The following is a 17,596-nucleotide window of genomic DNA, read 5'->3' as shown; positions in this document are numbered from 1 at the left end:
TTTGCTGACAGGTGACTTCATCCGCGCCGGATGAAAGAGTATTATCGCGGTTTGCCGTAGCCATAATGAGAGGGTTGATCACTGATGCGCCTGGAAGTTTTTTGTCAGGACCGTTTTGGCCTGACGCGTGAATTGCTGGATTTGCTGGTGTTGCGTGGGATCGACCTGCGCGGCATCGAGATTGATCCCGCCGGCCGTATTTATCTCAATATCGCCAGCGTCGACTTTGACGTCTTCCGCGAGTTGATGGCGGATATCCGTCGCATCGACAGCGTCAGCGATGTGCGCACCAGCGCTTACATGCCTTCCGAACGTGAACATCGCGCCCTGCGCGCGCTGCTGGCGTCTATGCCGGAGCCGGTATTTTCGCTGGATCTGAACGGAAACATCGAACTGATCAACCCGGCGGCGCAGACCTTATTCGGGCTGTCGGCCGATAAACCGGCGGATATGACTATCGCCGGCGCCATCCCCGAGTTTAACTTTTCCCGCTGGCTGGCGCGCCAGCCTCTGACGCCCGCCGTCGAGCGGTTGGCGATCCGCGGCCAGGCGTTTTTGCTGGAGATCGTGCCGATTCACGTCGACGAACCGCAAGACAACCGCGCGCCGTCCGGCGCGTTGCTGATGCTCAAGTCGGCGGCGCGTATGGGCCGCCAGCTGCAAAATGTCGAAGTGAATGACGACAGCGCGTTTAACCATATTGTGGCGGTCAGTCCCAGGATGCGCCATCTGGTGGAGCAGGCCAAAAAGCTGGCTATGCTGGACGCCGCGCTATTGATTGTCGGCGAGACCGGCACCGGTAAGGATCTGCTGGCCCAGGCCTGCCACCTGCGCAGTCCGCGCGGGAAACAGCCGTTTCTGGCATTGAACTGCGCGGCTTTGCCGGACGATGTGGCGGAAAGCGAGCTATATGGCTATGCGCCGGGCGCGTACCCTAACGCGCTGGAAGGGAAAAAGGGCTTTTTCGAGCAGGCTAACGGCGGCTCGGTGCTGCTGGATGAAGTGGGCGAGATGTCGCCGCGCATGCAGGCCAAACTGCTGCGTTTTCTCAACGACGGTACGTTTCGCCGCGTCGGCGAAGACCAGGAAGTGCACGTTGATGTGCGGGTGATCTGCGCGACGCAGAAAAATTTGCTGGAGCTGGTGCAGCGCGGCGAGTTTCGCGAGGATCTGTATTACCGGCTGAATGTGCTCACCATGGTGCTGCCGCCGCTGCGAGAACGCCCGGCCGATATTATCCCGCTGGCCGAACTGTTCGTTGCGCGTTTCGCCGATGAACAGGGCATGCCTTGCCCCCGACTGACGCCGGACGTCAGCCAGTTGCTGACGCAATACGGCTGGCCGGGCAACGTGCGCCAGTTGAAGAATACTATTTATCGGGCGCTGACCCGGCAGGAAGGCGATGAACTGAGCATCCAGGACATCGATCTGCCGGCGTTCACTGCCGAAGGCGTGCCGGGCGAGGATATGCTGACGGGGTCGCTCGACGATATCAGCAAACGCTTTGAGCGTTCGGTGCTGACCCGGCTGTATCAGACCTACCCCAGTACGCGCAAACTGGCGAAACGGCTGGGCGTATCCCATACCGCGATCGCCAATAAATTGCGCGATTATGGCCTGAGCCAGCGCAAAGCGCAGGGCGATGACGACGAGTAGTCCGCTTGCGCGGCCAGGTAAAAAACCGACTGCCGCGAAGGCGTCTTTGCCCGCCCAAAAAAGATCGCCGCCATTCCTTCGCTCTTTTGCTGAAGGCATGGCCGATAAAGAAACGTCACGGTTTCTCAGCAGCATCCCGGCCTAAGGCGAAACATTGCATCATCGACTTTCTTCGAACTATCGCCGATCGCCACACGGCAGGCACAATCACCATCTGTCGGGCAGAGGGTTTAACACTGACAATAAAAACGGCTGCCGCAGCAGCCGTTTTTATCACAACGAGTCAATCACTTCAGCGCTGCCAGCGCCGCGTCGTAATCCGGTTCGTTGGTGATTTCATTAACCAGTTCGCTGTACAGCACGACGTTCTGCTCATCCAGCACCACGACGGCGCGCGCGGTCAGTCCCTGCAGCGGGCCGGAGGCGATTTCGACGCCGTAATTCTGTTTGAAATCAGCGCCGCGCAGCGTGGAGAGCGTGCTGACGTTATTCAGGCCTTCAGCGCCGCAAAAACGCGACTGGGCGAACGGCAGATCGGCAGAAATACATAAAACAACCGTGTTATCCAGTCCGGAAGCCAGCTGGTTGAACTTGCGCACCGAAGCGGCGCACACGCCGGTATCAATGCTGGGGAAAATATTGATGATTTTACGTTTGCCGGCAAAACTGCTCAGCGCGACGTCGGACAAGTCTTTCGCAACCAGCGTAAAGTCTTTTGCCTTCTCGCCCTTTTTCGGCAGCTGACCGGCAACAGAGACGGGGTTACCCTGAAAATGTACAGATTGTGACATGTTTGCTTCCTTATTACAGGTGTTTAACATGCTAGTCAGTGTAGGGCAACCTGGTTAACATTGATATAAAAATTTAGTCTTCCCTTGCCCGCTATCGCCGGACTGGTTATTTATTATCCCTTTAATCTTAAACATAAAATTTCCTCAGCGCCCGCAGGGCGGCCTGGCGCGCGCATTGGCGGCCGGGCCCTGAACAGGATGCGCACGGCCGCCCGTCAACAATTACGCCGCGCCGTCGATATTTTTCGCCCGTTTTTTAACGAATTAGCTATCATAATGGCTGAGAAATTTTATGCATGGGGCGGTGCGCCAGAGACGCACTTTTTATCTGCCTGATATAGGGTTAATTTTTCATGCAACAGCGTCGCTATATATTCAGTGCCGCCTGGCTGGCGGTCGTCAGCGGAAACGCCATGGCGGCTCAGGTTCCCGCCGGAACCGTGCTGGCCGAAAAGCAAGAGATCGTGCGGCACATTAAAGACGAACCGGCGTCGCTCGATCCGATAAAAGTGGTGGGATTGCCGGAAGCGCAGGTGGTAAGGGATCTGTTCGAAGGGCTGGTCAGCCAGGATGAAAAGGGCAACGTTATTCCGGCGGTGGCGGAGCGCTGGCAGAGCAACGATAACCGCACGTTTGTGTTTACGCTGCGTCCCTCGGCGCGTTGGTCAAACGGTGACACTGTCACGGCTAACGATTTTGTCTACAGCTGGCAGCGGCTGGTGACGCCGCACAATACGTCCTCCTTCGCGTGGTTCGCCCGGCTGGCCGGCATTGTGAACGCCGACCGGATCATCGCCGGCGAACTGCCGCCCGATCGGCTCGGCGTGAGCGCGGTGGACGACCATACGCTGAAGGTGCAGCTCAACAAACCGGTGCCGTATTTTATCAGCCTGCTGGCGAATTTCAGTCTGTTTCCGGTGCATCAGCCGACGGTGGAAAAATACGGCAATGACTGGACTAAGCCGGGCAATCTGGTCGGTAACGGCGCGTTTAAGCTCGAACAGCGTGTGGTTAACGAAAAACTGGTGCTGGTGCCTAACGATTATTACTGGGACCATGCCGGTACCGTTCTGCGTAAGGTCACCTTCGTGCCGATTAATCAGGAGTCGAACGCGACCAAACGCTATCTGGCCGGCGATATCGATATTACCGAGTCATTCCCGAAAAACATGTACCGCAAGCTGTTGAAAGATCTGCCCGGCCAGGTATTCACGCCGGATCAGCTCGGCACCTACTATTATGCTTTTAATACCCAGCGGGCGCCGACCAACGACGTCCGGGTGCGCAAGGCGCTGTCTTACGCCATCGACCGCAAGCTGATTGCTGAAAAAGTGCTGGGCAGCGGAGAGAAACCCGCCTGGCATTTCACGCCGGAAGTAACTGCGGGCTTTCATCCCACGCCCAGCGACCTGCAGGAGTATTCGCAGGAAGAGCTGGACGCGCAGGCCAAAGCGCTAATGGCCGCGGCGGGTTATGGCCCCGGTAAACCGCTCAAACTGTCGCTGTTGTATAATACGTCTGAAAGCCATCAAAAAATCGCCATCGCGGTGGCGTCGATGTGGAAAAAGAAGCTGGGCGTCGACGTGCGGCTGACGAACCAGGAGTGGCAGACCTATATCGACAGTCGCAACAGCGGCAAATTTGACGTGGTGCGCGCCTCCTGGGTCGGGGATTACAATGAGCCATCGACCTTTCTCTCGCTGCTGACCTCCAGCCATAGCGGTAATATCGCCCGCTTTAACAGCGCCGACTATGATCGTTTGCTGGACGAGGCCGGCAATCAAACGGATCCGCAGCGACTCAGCGAAGATTATAATAAAGCGGAGCAGATGCTGGCGAACGACGCGCCGATCGCGCCGATCTATCAATATACCAATGGTCGATTGATCAAACCCTGGGTCAAAGGGTATCCAATTAATAATCCTGAAGACATGGCGTATAGCCAGACGATGTATATCATCAAACATGAGGGTAAAAAGTGATGTGCCGAGATGGAGAGCCGAGTGGAAAATGTTGACGGGAAGGCACTCCAGCTTGCCGATGCGGTTTATGCTTATCAGCTGGATGGGAACGGCGGGGTACGCCCGATTGGCGAAAACGATGTGCTTAACAGCATGCAGCCCTGCTGGTTGCATCTGGACTACACTCACCCGGCCAGCGCGCGCTGGTTAAGCGAGACGACGCTGCTGCCGGACAGCGTGCGCGATGCTCTGGCGGGCGATAGCGTGCGTCCTCGCGTGACCCGGTTGGGCGACGGTACGATGATCACGCTGCGCAGTATCAATTTTAATGAGGATGAGCGACCGGACCAGCTGGTCGCCATCCGGGTCTTTATGACCGATAAACTGCTCGTTTCCACCCGCCGCCGTAAAATTTACGCGATTGACGAGGTGCTGAACGATCTGCAGGAAGGCAATGGTCCGACCGACAGCGGCAGCTGGCTGGTGGCGATAACCGATGCGCTGACTGACCATACCGGCGAATTTATCGAGGATCTGCACGACCGCATCATTGAACTGGAAGACGCCCTGCTGGAGCAGCAAATTCCGCCGCGCGGCCAGCTGGCGCTGATCCGCAAGCAGCTGATCGTGCTGCGCCGCTACATGACGCCGCAGCGCGACGTGTTTTCCCGGCTGGCCAGCGAGCGGCTGCCCTGGATGGGGGATGACGACCGGCGCAGAATGCAGGAAATTTCCGATCGGCTCGGACGGGGGCTGGACGATCTGGACGCCAGTATCTCCCGCACAACCGTGCTGGCCGACGAAATCACCACCCTGATGGCCGATGCGATGAACCGCCGCACCTACACCATGTCGCTGATGGCGATGCTCTTTCTGCCCACCACCTTTCTGACCGGCCTGTTCGGCTCGAATCTGGGCGGAATTCCCGGCAGCAATTCGCCGTGGGGGTTCGCTACTTTCTGCCTGCTGCTGGCGCTGCTGGTCGCCGGGGTGGCGTGGTGGCTAAAACGCAGTAAATGGCTATAAGTATTGCAGGCATTTTCTCTGTCGGCGCGGCGTGTTGGCCGGCTGAGTCAAAAAAGCACGCGAAGATTGAGCAATATCAAAATTTTTAGCGTGCGAGTACGGCACTATCGATATTGCAGGTGAATGCAACGTCAAGCGATGGGCGTTGCGCTCCATATTGTCTTACTTCCTTTTTTGAATTACTGCATAGCACGATTGATTCACACCATGCCGACATTAACGTCGGCATTTTTTTGCCTGTAAACCGGTAAAACGGGACGGCGCCATCCGTCGTCCCTGGCGCTCGCTTAGCGAATCTCCACCACGTCGAGCCGCTGCGCATCGGGCGGTGTCAGGTCGTCATCGTCCTGCCAGCCCGCCGGCTGCAGTGGAAACGTCTCGCGATCGAAGGCCAGATCGCCGCCGTTCACCACTTCGCTGTCGTGACGGATATGTTTAAAGTCGAACAGCTGATGATCGGCCAGATGGGAAGGCACGACGTTTCGCAGCGCGCTGAACATGGTTTCGATGCGGCCGGGGTAGCGTTTGTCCCAGTCGCGCAGCATTTCTTTGATCACCTGACGCTGCAGATTGGGCTGCGAACCGCACAGGGTGCAGGGAATGATCGGGAACTGACGCGCCTGAGCGAAACGCTCAATATCTTTTTCTCGGCAGTAAGCCAGCGGCCGAATCACAATGTGTTTGCCGTCGTCGCTCATCAGTTTGGGCGGCATGCTTTTCAGCTTACCGCCGTAGAACATATTCAGAAACAGCGTCTGCAAAATGTCGTCGCGGTGGTGGCCCAGCGCGATTTTCGTCGCGCCCAGCTCGCCGGCGGTGCGATACAGGATACCGCGGCGCAGACGTGAGCACAGCGAGCAGGTGGTTTTGCCTTCCGGGATCTTCTCTTTGACGATACCGTAGGTATTCTCTTCGACAATTTTGTACTCGATGCCGATGCCGTCAAGATAGTCCGGCAGCACGTGTTCCGGGAACCCCGGCTGTTTCTGATCGAGGTTTACCGCCACCAGACTGAAGTTTACCGGCGCGCTTTGCTGCAGATTGCGCAAAATATCCAGCATCACATAGCTATCTTTGCCGCCGGACAGGCACACCATCACCCGATCGCCTTCTTCGATCATATTAAAATCGGCGATGGCTTCCCCCACGTGGCGGCGCAGGCGCTTTTGCAGCTTATTGATGTTGTACTGCTGTTTCTTGTTAATCTCTTGATTTTCAGTCATTTTTATCTTAACTCGTATCAATGGGCCGCGCATGGCTCGTGCCGCCTGCCTGTCTGGTCGGCTTAATTCTGTGTCGCGGTACGCGAACTTCTGACGCCGCGCCCCGGCGCGGAGAATCGCATGCATTAGTATGGCGTGTATGGTACGGATTACGCCGCCGAATTCCAGCGCGTTTTACAGCGGTATTGCATCATTAGCTTGCTGACAGGGGATAATCGCGCACAGTTTGCATGGATGTCGGTTACAGAGCGGCTCAGCTTTCACAAAGGATGAAAGCAGATAAAAACGGAGTGGGGGCCGCGCGATAGCCGCAGAACACGAGCTGCGCGCCCGTCGCGGTGGCGCATCAAGTCCGACCGGACCCGATGCGTCTGCGTTGTTTTATTCGATCACGACGATGATGATATCCATCACGTTGGTGAAGGTTGCGCCGGTGATGACCAATCCGCCGGCCTGTTGGAAGAAATGGTAAGAGTCAAAATCGGCAAGGTAGCGATCGCCGTCCAGCCCGCCGGCCTGCGCCTGGCCCCATGTCGCGCTGTTTACCACTGCGCCGGCGGCGTCGGTCGGCCCGTCGTTTCCGTCCGAACCCGCCGAAAGCAGCGTGATGCCCTGATGACCGGACAGCAATTTGGCCGCACACAGCGCCAGATGCTGATTCCTGCCGCCTTTGCCGCTGCCGGTGACTTTGGTGGTGGTTTCGCCGCCGAAAAGCAGGCACGCTTTTTCGCCGGGGGCGAGCGCTTTCCGCCGGGCCAGCGCCTGCTCGACGATCCATTTCGCCGCGTCGCAGCTGTCCATATCCAGCGTCGAGGTGATGATTTCGGTCTGAAACCCGGATTTAACCGCCTGGTCTTTCGCATAGCTCAGCGCGATGTTATTGCTGCCGATGATGATGTTATGCAGGCGGCCGAATACCGGGTCGCCCGCTTTGGGCGTTTCTTCCACGTCGCCCGCCATGCCCTGACGGATATGGTTGAGAATGGCGGCCGGCGTTTCACTCAACAGATTATATTTTTCCAGCGTCCGGTAAGCATCCGCAAACGTAGACTCATCGGGGCTGGTTGGGCCGGAGGCGATAACATCGAGTCGATCGCCAATCACATCCGAGAGAATCAAACTGACGGCGGTAGCCGGCCAGGTCAATCTGGCCAGCCAGCCGCCTTTAATCCGGGAAAGATGTTTTCTGACCGCGTTAATTTCATTGATGTCCGCGCCGCAGGTGACTAACAACTGATTGGTTTTAACAATGTCTTCTTTTAACATTCCGGCCGGACAGTCGGTAAACAATGCCGAACCGCCACCGGAAAGCAGGCAGATCACCAGATCGTTTTCCGTCAGCGAGCTCATCAGCCCGACCAGCTTTTGCGTACCGGCAAAACTGTTTTCATCCGGCGTTGGATGCCCGGCTTCTGTGGTCTCGATGCGCGTTAAGGGACAATTATGGCCGTATTTGACGATGATCTGACCGGCGTCAATCCGCTCGTCCAGAATGGATTCGACCTGCTGCGCCATTAATGCGCTGGCCTTGCCGGCGCCGATAACATAGAGCTTGCCCGACGGACTGAGGGGGAAACGCTGGTCCTCAATCACCAATGTTTCACCGTCTATTTTCATGATGCGCTGGATAAGTTTATCCGGCAGTACACTCTCGATGCCCGCGTTGAGAATGTCTTTGATGATCGTTGTGGTATTCATGAGTCGACTCCTGCTGACCAACTAAATGAAAAACATGGACGCTATCCAGATGGAGATAAAGGCTGTCACGCTCATGACAATCGTCGCGGTGGAGAATACTTTGAGTGACGTGTCCGCTTCAATATTCGAGAATTTAGTTACCACCCAGAAATAAGAATCGTTAGCGTGCGAGGCAAGCATGGAACCGGCGCCCATCGCCAGCGTGGCGAAAAGACGGCCCATTGCCGAATCGAGACCAAAGTCGCCTAAGATAGGTTCAATAATCGCCGCGGTGGTGATGATGGCGATGGTTGACGAACCCTGTGCGGTTTTCAGAATAGCGGCGATAAAGAACGGAATAAACAGCCCGACGCTGGCGACGCCCAGATATTTGCCTAATTCGCCCGCCACGCCGGTTTCTTTAATGACCAGCCCAAACATGCCGCCTGCGGCGGTAATGATTAAGATCGGCCCCGCCTTGGCGATAGCGCCCTCAATAATGCTATTGAAATCGGTATTGCTTTGTTTTAACAACAGAAAAGATGAAATTGCGCCGAACAGCAGGGCAATGACAGGATTGCCGACAAAGTGAATTGCCGTAATCAACCCATTCTGGCTTCCCGGCGCAAACGACTTAACCAGCGATGACAGAGCGATCAGCATCAGAGGCAACACAATCGGCAGCAGGGCCAGTTTTACCGCCGGGAGATTGACTTCTTTTATTTCATCAAGCTCCAGCACCGCCGGCGGATAGTTTTTCCCTTTGGTCATCCAGGTCGACCACAAATAAGCGGCCACTGCCGCCGGTATGGAGAAGGCGACGCCGGCGATAATAAAATAGCCGAGGTTAACGTTCATCGTACCGGCCGCCGCGAGCGCGCCGGGATGGGTTGGCACCAGACAATGGACCGAATAAAGCGAACAGCCTAATATTGATGCGATTAAAGGCATCGGCACTTTGGATTTGGCGCTGAATGTTCTGGCCACGCCGCTTAAAATAATAAAGCCGGTATCGCAGAAGATGGTCAGGCCGGGGATAAAGCCGGTCATCGCCATGGCGACCGGTGCCCGCTCCTTGCCGGTTTTAGCGTAAATATAGTTGGCGATGCTGAGCGCGCCGCCGCTTTTTTCCAGCACAATCGCAATAATTGCGCCGAAAATAATAATGAAGGATATTGCGCCCATCGTCTGGCCGAAGCCCGTTTTCAGGGTATCGACCAGCTGACCGTATGGAATGGTGAAGATAGCCAGCAGGAACGAGACGATAAACAGCGAGGCAAATGCGTTTATCTTCAGTTTTGAGGTCAGGATAATAATTGCAATGATGCTACCTAATACGAGCAGGGATGTGGTTAAGATGTCCATTGTCACCTCTATGGAAATTATATTATTGATATAATTATGTATAATTTATGGGTAGTGGTTTGGTTATATTATCGTTCTCTGGTGCTGGCGCGTTATACTCGCCATCGTTTCGGTTGTCGGTGCGTCGGCCGATCTCTTTAACCCGAATTACTTACCCGGGTAAGCGATTCGGGGTTAATGAGCGGCATGCCGCCGCTCATTAACGGTCAGCGATTGGCTGGTCAAATGCGCTGCCGACGAATTTGTCATCTTCTCTTGCCGCCGTCCTGCAACCTGAATGAGTTAGGGTATAGAGGGGTAAAGTGTTTTGAGCCGCTTCATTTTAAGTACGCCGACGCGGGTAATACCATATAAGAAAACCCAAAATTGCAGCGTCAGTTTATGGCATTTGACCTGGAGCGTGAGAAGGCTGTCACATTAATCCGCTCTTGCGTGGCTTGCCCGGCAGAATCCGGGGCGCGGGGCCGGTGAAAGGCAATAGAAATAAGTTTTTCTTTTACCTTGAGATAAGAAAAACTTCACAGGAGGCGCTTAATATCAAAGTCGCTGTAAACCTTGCCGCAACTTGATCCAGATCACAATCTGGCGGCCGGCATTTTGCTTTTATGAAGTCATTAGTATGTGATGTTTATCACATATGTACCCAACAGATGACAGGTCGGCGAAGGCGGCAGGTCGCGCGCCAGCAGTCAGAAAGATGAAGGGTAAACGATTATCCTGAACCATTGAATAAGGCGTATGAATATACGTTCCGGAGGAGTTATGTCTATTGTACGTACGTGCCTGACGCTTTTTGGTGGTGACACGCTTATTATTAAATGTACCGACAAGTTTCACGTCAGCATGGTGGATGATAACCAGTCCGATGTTGCTCTGGCAAAAAGCGCGGAAAAAAATGCCATTAGCGTTGATGCCAAAGAAGAGGTGTATCTGACGGTGCCTTATACCGGCATGTGGGATCTCATCATTGATTCAAAGAGTAATACGCCAGAACATTCAATCAGTTACTTTCCCGCCTAGTCGCTGATCCCCCGTGATTAGATGCCATAGCCCGCGCTGCAGTCAGCGCGGGCTTTGTCGATCCTGCCGGCGTGCAAATGATATTATTGACGAGAAAATACGCATGGGGGACATTTAGCTTTACGCGTCTAATAGCAGAAAATAGCGACGTAATCTGCGGATAGCATATTTTACGGTATGAACGGCGATTAACTTGTGATAAACAGAATATACCCATTTTTTCATTCCTGCGTCGCGCCGACTTGTTTATTTATCGCGCGTTTTGCGGCGTCGCTGATTCACATTCGGCGTTCTGTTTGCCGCGCAGCGGTGAATTAATGACGGGTATAGCGACGGGTAAACATATCTGACAGGAGTTTTGGCATCATGGCAGTGCGTCATTGGTTACTGGCATCGGCGGCATTATGGCTGGTTGCCTGCAGCAGCGGAGAAAAAAATATCGCGGTCAGCCCGTCACCCAAGCCGACCGGCGGGGAAGTGTCTGACGATCTCAACGCGGTTACGTTGCTGAATAGCCAGTCGCCGGCGGCGGCCAACTGTTCTCTGGCTGGCGGCACCATGGCGATGGTTCGTCAGCTTAACGGTTCAGGCGTAGGAATGTGTCAACTGACCAACGGCAAACGTTGCGACGAGCGTTCAATCATGAACGGCAGTTGCCCGACCGGCTGGTGATTGCGGCGGCCTCTGGCTTCGCGCCGCCCGCATGCTGTTGGCCCGTACGCAGCATGCGGGGTAAGGCCCGCCGCCGGCAAGAGTTAAAGCTGATAAGGGCAGGGTTGGTTGTGGCTCAACTGCTGCAGACTTTGCAGCGTGGTATTGGCGATGCTGGTCAGCGCCTCTTCGGTGAGAAAGGCCTGGTGGCCGGTAAACAGCACGTTATGGCAGGCCGACAGCCGGCGGAATACATCGTCCTGAATCACATCATTGGATTTATCCTCGAAAAACAGCTCGCGCTCATTTTCATACACATCCATGCCCAAAGCTCCGATCTTTTGCTGTTTCAACGCATCAATCGCCGCCTGCGAGTCGATCAGCGCGCCGCGGCTGGTGTTGATCAACATGACGCCGTTCTTCATCTGGGCAAAGGCTTCGCGGTTGAGCAGGTGGTGATTCTCCGGCGTCAGCGGGCAGTGCAGCGAGATCACATCCGCACGCGAGTACAGCGTTTTCAGATCAACGTACTCCGCGCCCATCTCCAGCACCAGCGGGTTGGGGTAAGGATCGGAAGCCAGCAGTTTCATGCCGAACCCTTTCAGGATGCGCAGGGTAGCCACGCCGATTTTGCCGGTGCCGATTACGCCAGCGGTGCGGTTATGCATATTGAAACCGATTAACCCCTCCAGCGAGAAATTGGCGTCGCGGGTGCGCTGGTAGGCGCGATGAATCCGTCGGTTAAGGCTCAGCATCATGCCGACGGTATGTTCGGCCACCGCTTCCGGAGAGTAAGCCGGCACGTGGACGACCTGGATACCCAACTCTTTCGCCGCCGTCAGGTCGACGTTATTAAAGCCGGCGCAGCGTAGCGCCAGCTGTTTAATCCCCAGCCGCGCCAGTTCGCTCAGCACGTCTCGGCTGGCGTCGTCGTTGACAAAAACGCATACCGCCTGGCTGCCGGCCGCCATCTTCGCCGTGCGCTGACTGAGCATAAAATCAAAAAACTCCAGCTCATAGCCAAACTGCTGGTTAACCAGCTCAAGGTATTTTCGGTCGTACTGTTTGGTGCTGTAGATCGCCAGTTTCATGCCGGGTGTCTCCATAAGATCCTGCCCCCTAAGCTAACAGAAAAAAGTAAACAGGCAACCATGGCCAAATCAGGGATAAACGGCCAGGCATCGTTCTGTCCGGACTGGCAACCTGCGCCGTTAGCTGATAAAAAATCGCAATGCGGTTAAACGAGATGGTAAAAAACACCCATACTATTAGCGCCCCGGCGGTTTTATGCGCCAGCACGGAGCGCAGCCGCCCGGCGGCGCGGGTGGCGGCTATTGATCAGGACAGCGGATAACCGGCTGTCGCCGGCTTATTAATGGATGTGAATGATTAAAAAAATTACCTTATGCGCGCTGGCGGCCATGGTGCTGTCACTGGCGCTGTTATGGCAACAGATGCCGCGCTGGCTGCCGTACGCGGCGGGGTTCTGGTTGCCGCAAAACACGCGGCTGGTCGTTGGACAGCCGCTGCGCTGGCATGACGGCGGGCTGTCGATGGATGACGTGCGACTTGACGCGGCAACCTGCACGCTGCTGGATCTCGGTCCGGCGGGTCTTACGCGACGCGATGGCGGCTGGCGGCTGACGATAGCGCGTCTGGCGCTGAACAGCGAATGTCTGGCGCAACTGCCGGCCGCCCCGGGCGACGCTCCGCTCAGCCTGCAGACGCTGCAGCAGCGTTTACCGCGCGGCGCGGTCACTATTGAGCGCCTGTCGATCGCGCCCTGGCAAACCTACGCCGGCCGTCTGCACGTGCAGAACGATGCCGACCGTCAGCAGCTGGATTATCGCGGCGAACGGATCAACCTGCACGCCGAAATCGTCGGCCGCCGGCTGACGCTGAGCGACCTGCGGCTCAATGGCGATGACGGCCGGCCGCTGCTGCGGCTGAGCGGCGGTCTGGCGCTGGCGGATTCGTTCGATCGCTGGCCGCAGCAGGGGGAAATGCGTGGCTATATTGAGACTGACTATGCGCCGCGCCCGCTGACGGCGACGCTACGCTGGCAGGATAATCAGGGCGGACTGACGCTGCATGAGCAGGGAAACGAACAGCCGCTGGCCACGCTGCCCTGGGCGATTAGCCGGCAGAGCGTGACCGTTGCCGGCGGCAGCTGGCGCTGGCCGCACGCCGGGCTGCCGCTGTCGGGCGGCGTGGCGATCAGACTGGATAACTGGCGCGCCGGACTGGAGCAAACGCAGATTGAAGCGCGGTTGAATGTGTTGACCCAGGGGCATAACGGTAAAGCCAACGCGGTACTGACGCTCGGGCCGGGGCGCGCCAGTCTGATCGACAGCGATCTGAACTTCCGGTTGACCGGCCAGGCCAATCAGGCCAGCACCTCGATGGCCGCCTCGGTGCCCGGCGTGTTGCGCGGGTCGCTGCTCAATCCGCAGGTGGCGCTGTTGCCCGGCGCTTTTGTGCGGGCGTGGGGCGATGTTAGTCCCACGCTGCGGCTGGACGAGGCGCGCTGGCCGTTGGCTGGGATCAGGATCACGCCGGCCGGCGTAAACGGACGGCTGCAGGCGATCGTCCGTGCGCATGACAGCTACTGGGGCCGCTTTAAGCTGCACCTGGACGGCGGCGCGCGCGACTTCTGGCCGGATCGGGGCGAGTGGCGCTGGAAATACTGGGGCAGCGGGCAGCTTCCGCCGCTGCGCGCCCGTTGGGACGTGGCCGGCCGCGGCCGCTGGCAGGATACGCTGGTGGAGGTTACGGAACTGTCCAGCGGCTTTGACCGCTTATACTACGGTATGGTCACGGTGCGCGCGCCGCGCCTGACGCTGCGTCAGCCGCTGCGCTGGCAGCGCGCGGCGGCGGGCGGCGAATTCAGCGCCGGCCTGAACCTGCAGGCCGAACGGGTCAACCTCAGCTCCGGCGGCTATTTACCTGCGCCGGAGCTACAGCTTCAACTGAATGGCCGCGCGCCCGATGATTTTTTATGGCGCGGGCAGCTGCAGGCGGAGGCGATTGGTCCGGTAACGCTGAACGGACGCTGGGCGGATCAGCGACTGCGCGGCGCCGGCTGGTGGCCGGCACAGCCGCTGACGGTATTCCAGCCGCTGCTGTCGCCGAATCTGGGACTCACGCTGCGCGAAGGGCGCTTTCACGCGCAGGCCGCATTCTCGGCGGCGCGCGGTCAGGGTTTCAGCGCCGGCGGCCACTGGGTGGTGCAGGACGGCGGGCTGTGGCTGCAGGATGGCGAGATGAAAGGGGTCAACTTTACGCTGCCTTACCGCCTGCGCGACCATCGCTGGCAGTTGGGCGTCAGACGGCCGGTGACGCTGCATATCGCCGAACTGAACAATTTGTTCAGCATACGCGATATCCGCGCCGCACTGCAGGGCTATTATCCAGTCAGCGAGCGTTATCCGCTGACGCTGTCCGGCGTGGATATGGATATCATGCGCGGTCATATTTCGCTGTCCGCGTTGCGCTGGCCGCAGCGTCAGCCGGCCGTTCTGCGCGTAGACGGGGTTGAGCTGAGCGAACTTTTCACCGCGCTGAAGCTGAAGCCGCTGGCGATGTCTGGCCGGGTCAGCGGCGAGCTGCCGCTGAATTTCAATCACCCGACGTGGCTGGTGCAGAACGGCTGGATCAGGAACGACGGTTTCCTCACGCTGCGGCTGGATCAGCAGCTGGCCGGGGCGCTGGCGGGTAAAAATTTGGCCAGCGCATCGGCTGTCGACTGGCTGCGCTATCTGGAGATCGATGGCTCAGACGCCAGCGTCGCGTTGAATAACCCGGGGGATTTAACGCTCAGCGCCCACATTGAAGGCGAAAGCCCGCGGCAGAATACGCGGCGGCAGATTGTGCTGAACTATCGCCATCAGGAGAATATCTTTCAGCTGTGGCGCAGTCTACGCTTCGGCCCCACGCTGCAGGACAAAATCGAACAGCGGGTGAACCGGCAGCCGGAAGAACGGTGAGCGGGAGCGAACGGCATGACGACGCTGGTTATCAGGAATAGCGTGGCGAGGGGCGTGGCGGCATATTAGCCTCCGGCGCCCCCCGGTGCGGCAGGCCGGCTCTCCCGGACTCATCGGCGCCGTTATCAGCAACCTCACGCAGGGCGCGCGCCGTCAGAGCTGAATGCCGGAAAAGGACATAAAACCGAGCGACATCAGGCCGGCGGTGATAAAGGTGGCGCCGATGCCGCGCAGGCCGGCGGGGATATTGGCGTATTTCATTTTCTCGCGCAGGCCGGCCAGCGCGACGATGGCCAGCATCCAGCCAAAACCGCAGCCGAAGCCGTAAACCACGGATTCGGTGAAGTTATAATCGCGCTGCACCATAAACATCACGCCGCCGAAGATGGCGCAGTGGACCGCCAGCAGCGGCAGAAACACGCCCAGCGCGTGGTGCAGACTGGGCACGAAACGGTCCAGCAGCATCTCCAGGATCTGCACCAGCGCGGCCAACACGCCGATAAAGGTGACGAAGTTGAGAAAGCTGAGATCCACGCCTTCCACCAGCGCGCCGTCGCGCAAAATATAGTTATAGAGCAGGTTGTTAATCGGCACGGCAATGCCCAGCAGCAGGGTGACGGTGAGCCCCAGACCAAAGGAGGTGCCGATTTTCTTCGATACGGCCAGGAACGTGCACATGCCCAGAAAGAAGTTGAGCGCCATGTTTTCAACGAAAACGGCGCGAAGAAACAGGCTCAAAAGGTGTTCCATTAGCGTTTATCTCCCTCCTGGGTTAATAACTGGCTGATTACGGCAGATCGATGATTATTCCCGTCGCGTGCGGATGGCGGAGAAACACCTTTCGGGCGCGCTGCGATCCGGCAGGGATAACGGGCGGACATGATGGGGTTTATTTTATACCGAATGGCGGACGGTGACGAGTCACTATTTTGCCCGCATGGCGCCTTCAGTCGGGCGTAAAGCGGCGCGGCGCGCGGCCTGCGGGGCGAGGTCCGCGTGACGGCCTGGGTGAAAAATGATAAAAATGCGGTATATGTCACTTTTTCTTGTTATAAACTGCGTTTTTACCGCTATTCTTGCCTTTACGTCGTGCATTTTAACCCGCGAAAGTGCGCGGTAGATTAAAAAAATAGCAGCGAAGTGTCGCCGTCCGGGGAAGACGCGGCGTCGCGGCGGATTGCGGCTGGTGAGCTACGGCCGGGCCAACTACAATGTGGGATACTCTTGCTGACGGCTAATTAAGGATTGTCGATGAATAATTTACGCCGCCTGACGCGCGGCGCCTGCTGTGCGGCGCTGGCGTTGCTGACCGGCTGCGTGCCGCGCATTGAAGTGGCGACGCCCAAAGAGCCGATTACCATCAACATGAACGTGAAGATCGAACACGATATCCGTATTCAGGCGGATCAGGCGGCGACGCCGCTGCTGGAAGAGGCCGGCAGAAATGGGGACGACGCAAAGAAAAGCGCGCCGGCGGGCGCGCAATAAACAAACCAAACAACACAATCAATAACAGAGCAATGATGAGAAATATCAGGCAGCCGCCAGACGGTCGATCTGCGTTTTGGCGTCCTGCTGCGCTTTCTGCGCCATTTCCGGACCGTAGGCCAGCCCTTCGGCGAACACGAATTCGACGTCGCTGATGCCGATAAAGCCGAGGAACAGGCGCAGGTAGGGTTCCAGCAGATCGGTCGGCGTATCTTTATGAATGCCGCCGCGGCTGCTCAGCACCACGGCGCGTTTGCCGGTCACCAGTCCTTCCGGGCCCTGTTCGCTGTAGCGGAATGTCACGCCGGCGCGGGCAATCAGGTCAAAATAGTTTTTTAGCTGCGTCGGGATATTGAAGTTGTACATCGGCGCGGCGATCACGATAACGTCGTGCGCCTTCAGCTCATCGATCAGCTCGTCGGACAGCGTCAGCGCTTCCTGCTGACGCGGCGTCAGGGCGGCGTCAGACGGACGCAGCATGCCGACCAGTTCACCGTCCAGCACCGGAATCGGGTTGGCGGCCAGATCGCGTACGGTGACGCTATCGCCGGCGTGCGTCGCCAGCCATTGGGCGCTAAAATGATCGGCCAGCTGATTTGACTGGGAGAAGTCGGCCAGAATACTGGATTTCAGAATCAGTACTTTACTCATTTGCCAGGTCCTTATTGTGTGTAATCAGAGCATGGTGTCGTCGCCCCGGAATACAGGCATCATAGGCAGATGGCGGGGTGGGAGAAAGAGCAATATTTCGA

At 57.3% G+C, this 17,596-nt stretch carries 14 protein-coding genes and 1 pseudogene; 7 read left to right on the top strand and 8 right to left on the bottom strand.

The genetic code is table 11. The annotated features are described in order from the left end of the window. Positions 1–84 precede the first annotated feature (84 nt). Entirely contained in the window at positions 85–1,656 is a 1,572-nt protein-coding gene (tyrR, locus tag FJU30_RS06850) for a transcriptional regulator TyrR (RefSeq protein ID WP_150434227.1), read from the top strand. 287 nt (positions 1,657–1,943) lie between these two features. Here tyrR and tpx read toward each other — a convergent pair whose 3' ends face one another. Further along, entirely contained in the window at positions 1,944–2,447 is a 504-nt protein-coding gene (tpx, locus tag FJU30_RS06845; RefSeq protein ID WP_150434226.1) for a thiol peroxidase, read from the bottom strand. 353 nt (positions 2,448–2,800) lie between these two features. Here tpx and FJU30_RS06840 point away from each other — a divergent pair, with 353 nt between their 5' ends. Continuing rightward, positions 2,801–4,429, top strand: a complete 1,629-nt coding sequence (locus FJU30_RS06840; protein ID WP_150434225.1) for a peptide ABC transporter substrate-binding protein — start codon at positions 2,801–2,803, stop codon at positions 4,427–4,429. 21 nt (positions 4,430–4,450) lie between these two features. Then, positions 4,451–5,434 carry a zinc transporter ZntB gene (gene zntB, locus FJU30_RS06835; RefSeq protein ID WP_150434224.1) on the top strand — a complete coding sequence of 328 codons (984 nt, stop codon included), beginning with the start codon at positions 4,451–4,453 and terminating at the stop codon, positions 5,432–5,434. Positions 5,435–5,721: 287 nt separating this feature from the next. On the opposite strand, the gene ttcA is transcribed toward zntB, so the two are convergent. The 4 genes and pseudogenes from ttcA to FJU30_RS06820 form a co-directional block, all read right to left on the bottom strand. After that, on the bottom strand, positions 5,722–6,657 hold the full coding sequence (gene ttcA, locus FJU30_RS06830) for a tRNA 2-thiocytidine(32) synthetase TtcA (RefSeq protein ID WP_150434223.1): 936 nt from the start codon (positions 6,655–6,657) through the stop codon (positions 5,722–5,724). A gap of 118 nt (positions 6,658–6,775) precedes the next feature. After that, positions 6,776–6,844: pseudogene (locus tag FJU30_RS27060) on the bottom strand (hypothetical protein); the annotation flags it as partial. A gap of 194 nt (positions 6,845–7,038) precedes the next feature. Beyond that, the gene (locus tag FJU30_RS06825; protein WP_150434222.1) at positions 7,039–8,355 is read right to left on the bottom strand and encodes a glycerate kinase type-2 family protein; all 1,317 of its coding nucleotides are present in this window, start codon (positions 8,353–8,355) and stop codon (positions 7,039–7,041) included. Between the two features lie 21 nt (positions 8,356–8,376). Next, positions 8,377–9,699, bottom strand: a complete 1,323-nt coding sequence (locus FJU30_RS06820; protein WP_150434221.1) for a GntP family permease — start codon at positions 9,697–9,699, stop codon at positions 8,377–8,379. Between the two features lie 762 nt (positions 9,700–10,461). On the opposite strand from FJU30_RS06820, the gene FJU30_RS06815 reads away from it, so the two are divergent. Then, positions 10,462–10,719, top strand: coding sequence for a hypothetical protein (locus tag FJU30_RS06815; protein WP_150434220.1), 258 nt, complete (start codon positions 10,462–10,464; stop codon positions 10,717–10,719). 366 nt (positions 10,720–11,085) lie between these two features. Continuing rightward, positions 11,086–11,391 carry a putative hemolysin gene (locus FJU30_RS06810; protein WP_150434219.1) on the top strand — a complete coding sequence of 102 codons (306 nt, stop codon included), beginning with the start codon at positions 11,086–11,088 and terminating at the stop codon, positions 11,389–11,391. Between the two features lie 83 nt (positions 11,392–11,474). Here the strand turns inward: FJU30_RS06810 and FJU30_RS06805 are convergent, their stop codons facing one another. Beyond that, positions 11,475–12,461: a 2-hydroxyacid dehydrogenase gene (locus FJU30_RS06805; RefSeq protein WP_150434218.1), complete on the bottom strand. Its 987-nt coding sequence runs from the start codon at positions 12,459–12,461 to the stop codon at positions 11,475–11,477. A gap of 294 nt (positions 12,462–12,755) precedes the next feature. Between FJU30_RS06805 and FJU30_RS06800 the strand changes: the two genes are divergently transcribed. Continuing rightward, positions 12,756–15,356, top strand: coding sequence for a YdbH family protein (locus FJU30_RS06800; RefSeq protein WP_150434217.1), 2,601 nt, complete (start codon positions 12,756–12,758; stop codon positions 15,354–15,356). Between the two features lie 153 nt (positions 15,357–15,509). On the opposite strand, the gene nqrE is transcribed toward FJU30_RS06800, so the two are convergent. Next, positions 15,510–16,106, bottom strand: coding sequence for an NADH:ubiquinone reductase (Na(+)-transporting) subunit E (nqrE, locus tag FJU30_RS06795; RefSeq protein WP_150434216.1), 597 nt, complete (start codon positions 16,104–16,106; stop codon positions 15,510–15,512). Between the two features lie 501 nt (positions 16,107–16,607). On the opposite strand from nqrE, the gene FJU30_RS06790 reads away from it, so the two are divergent. Further along, positions 16,608–16,844, top strand: coding sequence for a YnbE family lipoprotein (locus tag FJU30_RS06790; protein WP_150434215.1), 237 nt, complete (start codon positions 16,608–16,610; stop codon positions 16,842–16,844). A gap of 45 nt (positions 16,845–16,889) precedes the next feature. Here FJU30_RS06790 and FJU30_RS06785 read toward each other — a convergent pair whose 3' ends face one another. Next, complete coding sequence (locus FJU30_RS06785) at positions 16,890–17,495, bottom strand: FMN-dependent NADH-azoreductase (protein ID WP_150434214.1); 606 nt, start codon at positions 17,493–17,495, stop codon at positions 16,890–16,892. Positions 17,496–17,596: the final 101 nt, after the last annotated feature.

The sequence above is a fragment of the Affinibrenneria salicis genome (genome assembly GCF_008710095.1).
The sequence above is the reverse complement of the archived record's forward strand: the minus strand, read 5'-3'. Positions and strand labels throughout refer to the sequence as shown.

What these genes read in the sequence shown, in the direction of transcription:
- FJU30_RS06800 (WP_150434217.1), top strand. Translation starts at nt 12,756, where the DNA reads ATGATTAAAAAAATTACCTTATGCGCGCTGGCGGCCATGGTGCTGTCA.
- FJU30_RS06825 (WP_150434222.1), bottom strand. Translation starts at nt 8,355, where the DNA reads ATGAATACCACAACGATCATCAAAGACATTCTCAACGCGGGCATCGAG.
- FJU30_RS06840 (WP_150434225.1), top strand. Translation starts at nt 2,801, where the DNA reads ATGCAACAGCGTCGCTATATATTCAGTGCCGCCTGGCTGGCGGTCGTC.
- FJU30_RS06805 (WP_150434218.1), bottom strand. Translation starts at nt 12,461, where the DNA reads ATGAAACTGGCGATCTACAGCACCAAACAGTACGACCGAAAATACCTT.
- FJU30_RS06815 (WP_150434220.1), top strand. Translation starts at nt 10,462, where the DNA reads ATGTCTATTGTACGTACGTGCCTGACGCTTTTTGGTGGTGACACGCTT.
- ttcA (WP_150434223.1), bottom strand. Translation starts at nt 6,657, where the DNA reads ATGACTGAAAATCAAGAGATTAACAAGAAACAGCAGTACAACATCAAT.
- tyrR (WP_150434227.1), top strand. Translation starts at nt 85, where the DNA reads ATGCGCCTGGAAGTTTTTTGTCAGGACCGTTTTGGCCTGACGCGTGAA.
- FJU30_RS06810 (WP_150434219.1), top strand. Translation starts at nt 11,086, where the DNA reads ATGGCAGTGCGTCATTGGTTACTGGCATCGGCGGCATTATGGCTGGTT.
- tpx (WP_150434226.1), bottom strand. Translation starts at nt 2,447, where the DNA reads ATGTCACAATCTGTACATTTTCAGGGTAACCCCGTCTCTGTTGCCGGT.
- FJU30_RS06785 (WP_150434214.1), bottom strand. Translation starts at nt 17,495, where the DNA reads ATGAGTAAAGTACTGATTCTGAAATCCAGTATTCTGGCCGACTTCTCC.
- nqrE (WP_150434216.1), bottom strand. Translation starts at nt 16,106, where the DNA reads ATGGAACACCTTTTGAGCCTGTTTCTTCGCGCCGTTTTCGTTGAAAAC.
- FJU30_RS06820 (WP_150434221.1), bottom strand. Translation starts at nt 9,699, where the DNA reads ATGGACATCTTAACCACATCCCTGCTCGTATTAGGTAGCATCATTGCA.
- FJU30_RS06790 (WP_150434215.1), top strand. Translation starts at nt 16,608, where the DNA reads ATGAATAATTTACGCCGCCTGACGCGCGGCGCCTGCTGTGCGGCGCTG.